This window comes from Devosia sp. (assembly GCF_040509215.1).
Taxonomy (GTDB): domain Bacteria; phylum Pseudomonadota; class Alphaproteobacteria; order Rhizobiales; family Devosiaceae; genus Devosia.
Genome location: NZ_JBEVLL010000201.1, coordinates 1 through 10,369 on the forward strand (window position 1 = coordinate 1; position 10,369 = coordinate 10,369).

Annotated in this window: 14 protein-coding genes; 12 read left to right on the forward strand and 2 right to left on the reverse strand. The window is 62.8% G+C overall.

The genetic code is table 11. From position 1 onward, the window contains the following. From ABW043_RS11135 to ABW043_RS11150, 4 genes are all read left to right on the forward strand, one after another. A partial coding sequence (locus ABW043_RS11135) for a hypothetical protein (RefSeq protein WP_353921276.1) occupies window positions 1-196 on the forward strand: 196 nt, incomplete at its 5' end. 38 nt (window positions 197-234) lie between these two features. Further along, window positions 235-1,029 carry a sugar transferase gene (locus ABW043_RS11140; RefSeq protein ID WP_353921277.1) on the forward strand — a complete coding sequence of 265 codons (795 nt, stop codon included), beginning with the start codon at window positions 235-237 and terminating at the stop codon, window positions 1,027-1,029. Window positions 1,030-1,117: 88 nt separating this feature from the next. Continuing rightward, on the forward strand, window positions 1,118-2,185 hold the full coding sequence (locus ABW043_RS11145; protein ID WP_353921278.1) for an AbrB family transcriptional regulator: 1,068 nt from the start codon (window positions 1,118-1,120) through the stop codon (window positions 2,183-2,185). 33 nt (window positions 2,186-2,218) lie between these two features. Further along, entirely contained in the window at window positions 2,219-2,521 is a 303-nt protein-coding gene (locus ABW043_RS11150; RefSeq protein WP_353921279.1) for a hypothetical protein, read from the forward strand. Here the strand turns inward: ABW043_RS11150 and ABW043_RS11155 are convergent. Continuing rightward, the gene (locus tag ABW043_RS11155; RefSeq protein ID WP_353921280.1) at window positions 2,518-2,982 is read right to left on the reverse strand and encodes an SRPBCC family protein; all 465 of its coding nucleotides are present in this window, start codon (window positions 2,980-2,982) and stop codon (window positions 2,518-2,520) included. The genes ABW043_RS11150 and ABW043_RS11155 overlap by 4 nt on opposite strands. Then, the gene (locus tag ABW043_RS11160) at window positions 2,979-3,314 is read right to left on the reverse strand and encodes an ArsR/SmtB family transcription factor (protein ID WP_353921281.1); all 336 of its coding nucleotides are present in this window, start codon (window positions 3,312-3,314) and stop codon (window positions 2,979-2,981) included. Before ABW043_RS11160 ends, ABW043_RS11155 begins: the two co-directional genes overlap by 4 nt. Window positions 3,315-3,496: 182 nt before the next feature. Here ABW043_RS11160 and ABW043_RS11165 point away from each other — a divergent pair, with 182 nt between their 5' ends. The 8 genes from ABW043_RS11165 (at window position 3,497) to ABW043_RS11200 (ending at window position 10,319) form a co-directional block, all read left to right on the forward strand. Further along, window positions 3,497-4,645: a calcium:cation antiporter gene (locus ABW043_RS11165; protein WP_353921282.1), complete on the forward strand. Its 1,149-nt coding sequence runs from the start codon at window positions 3,497-3,499 to the stop codon at window positions 4,643-4,645. A gap of 75 nt (window positions 4,646-4,720) precedes the next feature. Further along, entirely contained in the window at window positions 4,721-4,897 is a 177-nt protein-coding gene (locus ABW043_RS11170) for a hypothetical protein (protein ID WP_353921283.1), read from the forward strand. 20 nt (window positions 4,898-4,917) lie between these two features. Further along, window positions 4,918-5,670 carry a F0F1 ATP synthase subunit A gene (locus tag ABW043_RS11175; RefSeq protein WP_353921284.1) on the forward strand — a complete coding sequence of 251 codons (753 nt, stop codon included), beginning with the start codon at window positions 4,918-4,920 and terminating at the stop codon, window positions 5,668-5,670. Window positions 5,671-5,814: 144 nt separating this feature from the next. Then, on the forward strand, window positions 5,815-5,964 hold the full coding sequence (locus tag ABW043_RS11180; protein WP_353921285.1) for a hypothetical protein: 150 nt from the start codon (window positions 5,815-5,817) through the stop codon (window positions 5,962-5,964). A gap of 21 nt (window positions 5,965-5,985) precedes the next feature. After that, window positions 5,986-7,086 carry an LLM class flavin-dependent oxidoreductase gene (locus ABW043_RS11185; RefSeq protein ID WP_353921286.1) on the forward strand — a complete coding sequence of 367 codons (1,101 nt, stop codon included), beginning with the start codon at window positions 5,986-5,988 and terminating at the stop codon, window positions 7,084-7,086. Further along, window positions 7,083-8,036, forward strand: a complete 954-nt coding sequence (locus tag ABW043_RS11190) for an amidohydrolase family protein (RefSeq protein WP_353921287.1) — start codon at window positions 7,083-7,085, stop codon at window positions 8,034-8,036. The genes ABW043_RS11185 and ABW043_RS11190 overlap by 4 nt, the downstream gene beginning before the upstream one ends. Window positions 8,037-8,080: 44 nt before the next feature. Beyond that, window positions 8,081-9,049, forward strand: a complete 969-nt coding sequence (locus ABW043_RS11195) for an AraC family transcriptional regulator (RefSeq protein WP_353921288.1) — start codon at window positions 8,081-8,083, stop codon at window positions 9,047-9,049. Window positions 9,050-9,107: 58 nt separating this feature from the next. Continuing rightward, complete coding sequence (locus ABW043_RS11200; protein WP_353921289.1) at window positions 9,108-10,319, forward strand: MFS transporter; 1,212 nt, start codon at window positions 9,108-9,110, stop codon at window positions 10,317-10,319. Window positions 10,320-10,369 lie beyond the last annotated feature (50 nt).

Genomic DNA, 10,369 nt, shown 5'->3' on the forward strand with positions numbered 1-10,369 from the left:
GGCGCACCAATACACCAACAAAGGCCTCAGCCTCGGCGCGCGGAATGATCAGAGCAACCTCCCCAGCCTTCGGAAAATAGAATTACATTTATCAATTCTTGGCAATCGCCATTCGCAGGGCCCCGGCTGCAAATCTTTCCACAAAACCAGTGTTCAGCGCTGGACAGAGCACTCGCCTGGTGTTGATTATGGTTAACAGGACGTTAAGCAGATCAAGAACACTGGGCGACTTCAATGAAGCGCACGACAGATCGAGTTGATCCAAAGACAAGTCGGTTGCTGGCGGAAAATTCCTTCCGCAGGCCGGCGCGTTATGACTTTCCCAAAACCAATTATGTCCCGCGTGTGCTGACCCGCCCCCAGAGCGGCCTTGCCGTGCGCTGGCATGAAGGCGGCGCCGTCGCGCCCGAACTAACCCTGGCCCGCTCGCTATCGCTGGTTGCCAAACGGTCCATCGATATTCTGGGTTCGGTGATCGGCCTTCTCCTCCTTTCGCCGCTCCTTCTGGCGATTGCCGTCTGGATAGACCGGACCGACAAGGGGCCGATCCTGTTTCGGCAGTGGCGCCTCGGGCGCGATGGCAAGGTTTTCGCGCTGCTCAAATTCCGCTCGATGTATGCCGATCGCTGCGACGCCGCGGGCATCGCCCAGGTCACGGCCAACGACAACCGCGTGACGCGCATCGGCGCGTTCATCCGCCGGACGAGCCTTGATGAACTGCCCCAGTTGATCAATGTCCTTCGAGGAGACATGTCCCTCGTCGGCCCGCGGCCTCACGTGCCGGGCATGCGGGCGGCGGGAATGGACTACGAAGAGCTGATGCCAGACTACGCTTTTCGCCAGTCGATGCGACCGGGCCTGACTGGTTGGGCCCAGTGCCACGGCCTGCGTGGCCCGACCACAGACCAGATCAAGGCGCTCCGCCGTATCGGCCACGACTTTGCCTATGTGCAGAATTTCTCGCTTTGGCTCGATATGAAAATCATCTGCAAGACATTTGGCGAAGTCTGGCGCTCCACAGCCCCCTGATGTGATTGCGCGAGGCGCCGAGGTGGGTGACAAAGCACCGCCGAACCTGTAGGCGGGTAGTATCCTTCCCGCCCGCCAGCCTCCCGCTATGCCCCTGCCCCAGCCGAAGAATTTTTTCGTCCTGCTCCTGACGCTGGCCATTTCCGCCCTGGGTGGCGGTCTTGCCACGCTGCTGGGGCTCCCGGCTGGCTGGCTGATGGGCGGCGCCCTTGCGGTCACCATCGCCGCTATGGCCGGCGTGCCGGTGGTTCTGCCCGACTGGCTGCGCACTGTCGTCTTCGTCCTCATCGGCATGTCGATGGGCGCCAGCGTCGCCCCCGATAGTCTTTCGCTTATTGCCAGTTGGCCAATCAGCCTCGCCGCGCTCGCCATCGAACTGGTCGTCATCGTCGCGACCACCGGCTGGATGCTCAGCCGCGTCTTCGGGCTCGATGCCGGCACGGCCTATCTCAGCTCGTTTCCGGGGCACCTCTCGTTCGTCATGGGCATTGCCGCGACCGGGGTTGGCAATTCCCGGCAGATCGTGATCATCCAGGTCATCCGCATCCTGATGCTGACCATCGCCGTGCCCATCGGCGCGACCTTCCTGCCCATCGACCATTTCGAAGTGGCGACGGCCAGCGCCTTTCTCTCGCCCCTGCAACTGATCCTTCTCGCGCTTGGCTGCGTCGTCGTCGGTTGGATTTTCGACCGGCTCCGCATCCCGGCCGGCATGGTCCTCGGCGCCATGGCCGCCGCAACCGCAGCCAAGCTTGGCGGGCTCTATTCCGAAGCTATGCCGACGCCATTGGTAATCATCACCTTCATCCTGACCGGCGCCATGATCGGCGCGCGCTTTGTCGGCATTACGCGACGGGAATTCATGGCGGCAGCCAAGGGCGGGCTCATCGCCACCGCCATGACCGTCGGCATCGTCACCCTGATGACGCTGGCCGTCGCGCAACTGGTCGACATGCCTTTTGGCCAGATCTGGCTCGGCCTTTCGCCTGGCGCCCTCGAAGGCATGGGCGCGCTCGGCATCGCGCTCGGCTATGATACGGCCTTCATCGCCGCCCACCATGTCATCCGGCTGCTCATGCTCAGCTTTGCTATCCCTGCCGTCGTTGTTATTATTCGCTGGCAGGAGCGTCGCTCGGCCCAGCAACGCCACAATTGATGTTCAAGTAGCTTCTGACTCTGGAGATTTGAGATGATCCGCCACCTCGTACCCGCGCTCGGCTTTATCGTCCTGTTGACCGGAAGCACCATGGCCGCTCCCTTCTGCGACGGTGCCTTCGAAAGCGGACATGTAGAATTCGGTTTTTCGATCGGCGGAAAGATGTCGGCGGAAGACCGGGATAATTTTGACATGATGCATCTGCGCCAGCGTGGCGTCGACGCGACCCGCGTCGAACGCTGGAATGGCTGCATCCGCGCTTTCGTGCGCAAGCCCGACGGCAGCGGCGAAGAAATGCAATTCTTCGAGCCCGGCACTTACCGCCAGGTCTACTAGCGCTCGACCAGCGCCGCCAATTGCGCGGCGACGGTGCCCCAGCCGTCAAAAAAGCCCGTTTCCTCGTGCCAGGCGCGCGTTTCCTCGTCCTTGTGCAGCACATGGGCCCGATAGGCCGTACCCTGATCGTGGTCGTCGAGCGTGATGACCGCGGTCATGAACGGGCTCGTCGCCGGCCGCCAGCCACCGCTCAGCGCATTGGTGAGGACAATCTTGCGTCCCTCTTCCACCGCGAGATAGCAGGCGTCCATATGCGGCCCGAAAGCGCCACCGCCCTCGCTCATCTCGGTCAGCAGCGCGCCGCCGGGCTGCACTTCCATTTTGACGACACGGCACAGCGCCGGCGCCGGAATCCACCACTGCGCGAACTGGTCCGGATTGGTCCAGGCCTGCCAGACGGCCTGACGCGGCGCCTTGATGACGCGCGTGATTTCGAGGTCCGTTTCGGGGCGAAAGTTCATCGTTCCTGCTCCTTCTGTTTTTCGACAACAAAGCGCTCGAGCCGATCGGTGCGGCTCTCCCAGATGGCGCGCTGCTCATCAAGCCACGAGCCCACTGCCGCCAGCCGCGCCTCATCGATTTCGCAATAGCGCACCCGCCCCGCCTTACGGGTGTGGATCAGTCCGGCCGCTTCGAGCACGTGCACATGCTTCATGAACGAGGGCAGCGCCATATCGAACGGGGCCGCCAGGTCCCCCACGCTTGCGGCACCTTGCCCCAACCGGCCAAGAACCGCCCGTCGTGTCGGGTCGGCCAAGGCCTGAAAGAGCGCATCGAGAGAATACTGATCCATAAAGCTAAGTATCACGCCACCACACTTAGCGCAATGGCTAAGCTTTCCTGGTACCTCCGCCCATGGACAACGAAAACCGGATCGTCTAAATCCCGTGCAGACGGTCTAGATTCCGTCGCCGGCAGGGACGACCCTGAAATTCGGTTCTATTGATCGGGGACGACCTCGTGGAGATAGCAACCGTGTCCACAATCCGCGAACACATCCCCAACAAGACCATCGCCACACTGCTTGTGGCCTGGGGCGTCGTGGTCATTTTCCTCATCTTCGGCCCGACCTGGCTGCACGAACCGATCGAACTATGGATCGCCGTCGTCTGTTTCGTCGTGATCTTCGCGACCATCCTCCTTGCCGCCTTCGGGGTGGTACATGAAGCCGACTACCTCGCCCATCAATTGGGCGAACCCTACGGCACGCTGATCCTGACGCTATCCATCGTCATGATCGAGGTCATCCTTATCGCTGCCGTGCTCCTGGGGCCGGGCGAGAACCCCACCATCGGCCGCGATTCCATTTTCGCGGTGATGATGATCATTCTCAATCTCGTCATGGGCATTTGCCTGATCCTTGGCGGGCGCCGCTTCGGCGAGCAGGAATACAATTCACAGGGCGCCATGGCCTATGTGTCGATGACGCTGCTTCTGGCCGGTATCGGCCTCATCCTGCCCAATACCCTCAGTACGGGAGACGGCACATTCTGGCCAATGCAGGCCGCCGCCTTCGCCATTCTCACGACGGTGCTCTATGGCGTTTTCCTGCTGATGCAGACGCGCGGCTACAAGCGCTTTTTTATCCAGCCCGACATCGGGCAGCTCGTCGTGCCCATCCGCCCATCCATCAACGGTTCTCCAACCGAGCCCGCCCGCAATCTCGACAAGCGCGCCATCGTCATTCGCTCTGTCCTGCTGGTCGCGCTCATGCTGCCGATCGTGCTGCTGGCCCATGACCTGGCTCTGGTCATCGATTTCGGCATCGGGGCCGTCGGCGCCCCGGTCGCGCTTGGTGGGGTGTTGATCGCCATTATCGTCTTCACGCCAGAGTCGATCACCGCCATCCGCGCTGCCGTCGACAATCAGTTGCAGCGCTCGATCAATCTCTGCCTCGGCGCCTTTGTCTCGACGGTCGGGCTCACCGTGCCCGCCGTGCTCTTTGTCGGCCTTTTCACCGGCAAGACGGTGATCATGGGCGTGACGCCGACTGAAACCGTCCTGCTGCTGCTCACCATTGGCCTCACCACCCTGACCTTTCTCGGCCAGCGCGCCTCGGCACTGCAGGGCACGCTGCACCTGACGCTTTTTGCCGTCTACGGCGTGCTGCTGTTTTCAACCTAGCAGCGCCAAGGCCCGCCATCGGGACGACCTGATGGCATGGGGAGAAACGGGGACGACCCCTTTTCGAGGTGTCCCATGTCAAATCCGCTCAACACCGTCGTGCTTATCGGCTGCCTGATCGGCTATCTCGCCGCCGATATTCTTACCGGCATGGGCGCCGCCCAAGGCACAGCCGGCTCAATCATCACCAGCCTCCTGCCCTCTGCCTTTGGCCTCGCCGTGGGCCTCGTGGCGCTGCGGCTGACCAAATAACCACTATCCGAGGATATGCCATGGCCAATGACCCCATCCATCAGTTCGTCGTCGAGCCGATCTTCCCGCTGAGCCCGATCGCCGGACACGATTTCAGCTTCACCAATGCGTCGGCCTATATGCTGCTGACCGTAGCGATCGCTGGCGGCTTCATGGTGCTGGCGGGGCACAGGAAGGCATTGCTGCCCGGCCGCCTGCAGGTGGCCGGCGAGATGCTTTACGAGGCGATCGAAAGCCTCGTCCACTCGATCATCGGCAAGGAGGGAATGCGTTTTTTCCCGCTGGTCTTCTCGCTCTTCAGCTTCATCCTCGTCGCCAACATGATCGGCATGTTTCCCTATGCCTTCACGGTCACCGCACAGATCGTGGTGACGGCTGCCCTGGCTCTCTTGGTCTTCGCTGTGGTCACCCTTTATGGCGTCTTTAAGCATGGCCCAAAATTCTTCGGCCTCTTCATGCCCAGCGGCCTGCCGCTCTATCTGGCGCCGGTCATCGTCCCCATCGAGATCATCTCTTATATCTCCCGCCCCATCAGCCATTCCGTGCGCCTTTTCGCGGTCATGCTGGCCGGCCACATCACGCTAAAAGTGTTCGCCGGTTTCGTCGTCGACCTGTCGGCCCTCGGCCCCTTCGGCATCGCTCTGGCCATAGCGCCCATGATCATGACCGTGGCCATTACCGCGCTGGAACTGCTGATGTCGGTGATCCAGGCCTATGTCTTCACCCTCCTCACCTGCATGTATCTCAACGACGCCATGCACCCCTCCCACTAGCGCGAGCTTGCCGTCGGAGGATGGCGAAGGATTTTCTCCATCCTCCTTCATTGCCGAAAAGCTGCTGCGGATTCCGCGCTGAAAACGCAATCGACAATGTCTATAAATTGACTAGGGTTTCATCTCTCAAACCGAGGTGATCCCATGGCTGCCATCGAGACCGGTAATCCCCGAATTCTCACTAGCGCCCGCTCTGCCTTTCATCGGCGCGCGGTCGAGTGGCTCGTGCTCGCGGCTGCGAGCGTGGCGTTCCTGTTTTCACTCGGCATCGCCTTCGGCCTCATCAGCGGCTGAGCCAGTCTCCAGGAGTTTTGGATGGCAGCGGAATTCATCGGTCACACCTCCAATCGCGAGGGGTCCGACATCGTCCCCACGACGGGTCCCGTCATCGACAAGACCTATATTCGCAACCACGTGCAGGCAGCCGAGGCCGCAGGCATTGATCGCCTGCTGATCGGCCAGTTCGCGCAGTGGCCGGACAATAACCAGATCGCCGCCTACGTCTTCGGCCAGACCGAACGCATTGGCGCCCTCCTCGCCCACCGGCCCGGCCTGATGGCGCCGACGCTTGGCGCACGGCAATTGGCGACGCTCGACCAGTTTTCCGAAGGCCGAGTCTGGGTCCACATCATCACCGGCGGCTCCGATGCCGACCAGGCGCGCGATGGCGATTTCGAGGACCACGACACCCGCTATGCCCGTACCGACGAATATATCGAAGTACTCAAAAAGGTCTGGGAAAGCGACGCCCCTTTCGACCACGAGGGGCGCTTCTACAAGTTCAAGGGCGCCTTCAGCCAGGTAAAGCCATTCCAGAAGCCGCGCATTCCGATTTCCTTCGGCGGATCGTCGGATGCGGCAATTGCCGTCGCCGGCAAGCATGCCGACATCTATGCGCTCTGGGGCGAACCACTCGATGGCACGCGCGAAACCATTGCCAAGGTGCGCGCCGCTGCCGTTGCCAATGGCCGCGATCCCTCCGAAATCCGCTTCACTTTGGCCTTCCGCACCATCGTTGCCGATACCGAAGACCAAGCCTGGTCCAGCGCCGCCGATATCCTTGAAAAAGTGAAGGCAGGCGTGGCGCGTCAGGCTGGCGGCAATGGCGAAAAGCTGCCGAGCAATGTTGGCTCGGTGCGCCTTCGTGAGGCTGCCAAGCGCGGCAAGGTGGTCGACAAGCGGCTCTGGACCGAAGTGGCCGAAGCCAGCGGCGCCGGCGGCAATTCCACCGCGCTGGTTGGCACGCCCGAACAGGTCGCCGAAGCCATTCTCGACTATTACGACGCCGGCATTTCCAACTTCCTCGTCCGCGGCTTCTACCCCACCGCCGATACCGTCACCTATGGCCGCGATGTCGTGCCGCTGGTCAAGGCCGGCATTGCCGAACGCGAAGCCCGCAAGGTTGCAGCAGAATGAGCGCTCCTCTCGATATCGTCGACATCCACACCCACCTCTGGCCGCCCGCCTGGGGTCCGGGCGGCAAATTCGCCAAGCCTGCCGGTGGGTTCTCGCCCGAAATCTATCGCAAGATCACGACCCCATCAGCGCTGGTCGATGAGTTCAAATCCGCCGGCGTTTCGCTCGCTGTCGTCACCGCCACCATTGAGAGTCTGTTTGGCGCCGAAGGCCCGGTGGATTTTGCCGGCATTGCCGAAGCCAATGACTGGCTGGCAAGCCTCGTCGCCGCCGAGCCATCACTGGCTGCCTTCGCAGTCACCGATGTTTTTGCAGGCGAAGAAGGCGCGGCAGAAGCCGAACGCGCTATCGTGGACCTCGGCCTTTCAGGCCTCGTCATCGACTCCTCGCGAAATGGCAAATTCCTTGCCGATCCGTCGGCGCGGCCAACGCTCGAAGTCGCTGCGCGTCACCGCGTTCCTGTCTTCGTCCATCCGGTCGCCCATCCCAATTCCGAGGTGCTGATCGCTGGCGCCGGCACACTGGGCAATTCGCTCGGCCGCGGCCTGATGAATGGCGTCGCGTTCCTCTCCATCATCCAGTCCAGCATTCTCGATGAGCTACCGGATCTGCACCTGATTTTTGCAACGCTTGGTCTCGGCGGCATCGTGCAGGCGGCACGCGGCGGCATTTACGGTCGCACCGAGCGCCAGAAGCGGCCGCGCCCGAACATCTATTTCGATACGATGGGCGCCGATCCCGCCATCGTCCGCACCCTTGCCGGCTTCTTCGGCGTAGACCGCGTGCTGGCCGGCACCGACTGGCCAATCCTGCCGGCGCTGCAGGCCGAGAGCCTTGCTGCCAGCCTCGCCGAAGCCGGGCTCAACGAAGTCGAGCAACGCCTGGTCGCAGGCGGCAATGCGCGTCGCCTACTCTCCCTGCGCGCGGCAAAGGCCGAGGCCGCGGAGTAGCTCCGCGGCTTGTCTGCCGGACGAATTGACTGTAAACTTTACGCATGAATTACAATTCGTCCGCCACCACCGACGCGCTGAGCGAAGTCCTGCAGGATTTTCGCTTGAGCGGGGTCAATTATGGCCGCTGCGAGCTGCGCCACCCCTGGAGCATCAGCTTTCCCAAGCAACCGCTGCTGCGTTTCCATTTCGTCAGCAAGGGCCCGTGCTGGGTGCATACGGAAGCCGAGGGCTGGCAGGAACTGGGCGCGGGCGATCTGATCCTCTTGCCACAGGGCGTCGAGCATCGTCTCGCCAGCTCCCCCAGCGTTACCGAAAACTCCCTGTCGGCCTGTCAGGTCACCGGGCATGGCGGCAATGTCTGCGAAGTGGTGCAGCAGGGCGATGGTGATGTCAGCATGATCTTTTGCGGCTCCATGGCGCTCGGCGCCTATGCGCTGCATCCGCTGATCAGCCTCATGCCGTCCATCATCCGGGGCTGCGATGTCGCGACCCACGACCCCATGGTCAATCCGCTGCTCGAAGCCATGGCCATTGAAGCGAGCCAACCGCGCATGGGCAGCGCCACGATCCTCTCGCGCATGGCCGACCTGCTCACCGCCCGGCTGATCCGCTGCTGGGTAAAGAGCCACGACACCTCCGCCACTGGCTGGCTCGCCGCCATCCGCGATCCCCATATCGGCCGCGCCCTTGTCGCCATGCACCGCAACCCCGGCGCCAACTGGACACTGGAAAGCCTTGCGGGCACTGCCGGGCAATCGCGCTCGATCTTCGCCGAGCGTTTCAGCGCCATTTTAGGCGAAGGCGCTGCCCGCTATCTCACCCGCCTCCGCATGCAATTGGCGCAGGAATGGCTGGGTCAGAGCGGCATGCCGGTCGCCGAAGTGGCGTCCAAACTCGGCTACGAATCCGAAGCCAGCTTCGCCCGCGCCTTCAAGCGCGTCACCAGCGCCTCCCCCGGCGCCGTCCGTCGTAGTGTTTCCGGACGAATTGATATGGAATTCGGATTTTAGGACACATATCGTCTTTTAGATCCTGTCTATGAACGTCTCCCGATCTGGAGACCTCTTCATGACTGACACTTCAATTTCCGCGGGCATTGCCGCCGACACATCCGTATCGACCGGCTGGAGCGCCAAGACCTGGCTCGCCATGCTCGGCATGCTTGCCACGAGCTTCGCGCTCGTATCAGCCGAATTCCTGCCCGCCGGCCTTCTCACCCCCATGGCCCGCGACCTCGGCATCAGCGAAGGCATGGCTGGCCAGGTCGTCACCGTGACCGCCCTTGTCGGCGCCCTCGCCGCACTCTTCAGCAATGTCCTCATCGGCCGGATCAACCGCAAGACGGTGCTGGTCGGGCTAAGCGCCCTCGCCATCGCCTCCAATCTGCTGGCCACCTTCGCCACCGATTTCTGGGTGCTGCTGATTGGCCGCGCCGGTCTCGGCATCGCCCTCAGCGCCTTCTGGGCCCTGTCCGTCGCCGTGGTCGCCCGGCTCGTCGGCACCGGCGCCATCGGCCGTGGCACGGCCATGGTCAGCCTCGGCGTTTCCCTCGCCACTATCGCTGCCCCCTCCATGGGCGCCCTGATCGGCGATTGGCTCGGCTGGCGCAGCGCCATGGGCCTCACCGCCGCTCTCTCCGGCCTCGCCATCGTCCTGCAGCTCGTCGGCCTTCCCAGCATGCCCGCCTCGGATGGCAACAGCATGGGCGACATGGTGCGCCTCCTCAAGCGCCGCGGCGTTCAGCTTGGCATGCTTGCCATCATCCTGCTCATGGCCGGCCACATGACCGGTTCGGTCTATGTCCGGCCCTTCCTCGAACAGGTGACGGGCATTGAAACCGGCATGATCGCCCTCGTCCTCGCCGGCTTCGGCGCCGCAGCCGTGCTGGGCACGATTGCCGGCGGCAAGCTGGCCGATATCGACGCCAGCCGCGCCCTCGCCACCACCGGCGGCATCATGGCCCTCGCGGCGATCGCGCTGGTACTCTGGGGCAGCCAGATCGCCGCCGCCTTCACCTTCGCCGCGCTCTGGGGTTTTGCTTTCGGCATGGCGCCTGTGGTCCTGCAGGCCAACCTCTCGCGCTCGGCCACCGATGCGCTGGAAACCTCGGGCAGTCTGATGGTGGTCTCCTTCCAGGTCGCCATCATGACCGGGGCCCTGGTCGGCGGCTACATCGTCGACACCTATTCGGCGGTTACCAACCTCATGGTCACCGCCCTCCTGGCCGGGCTCACGCTGGTCCTGGCGCTGCTGCAGCCCAAGCCGTCCCTCACCCGATAAATCGCAAAAAGGGCCGGCCACAATGGGCCGGCCTCACCTCGAAAGAATTT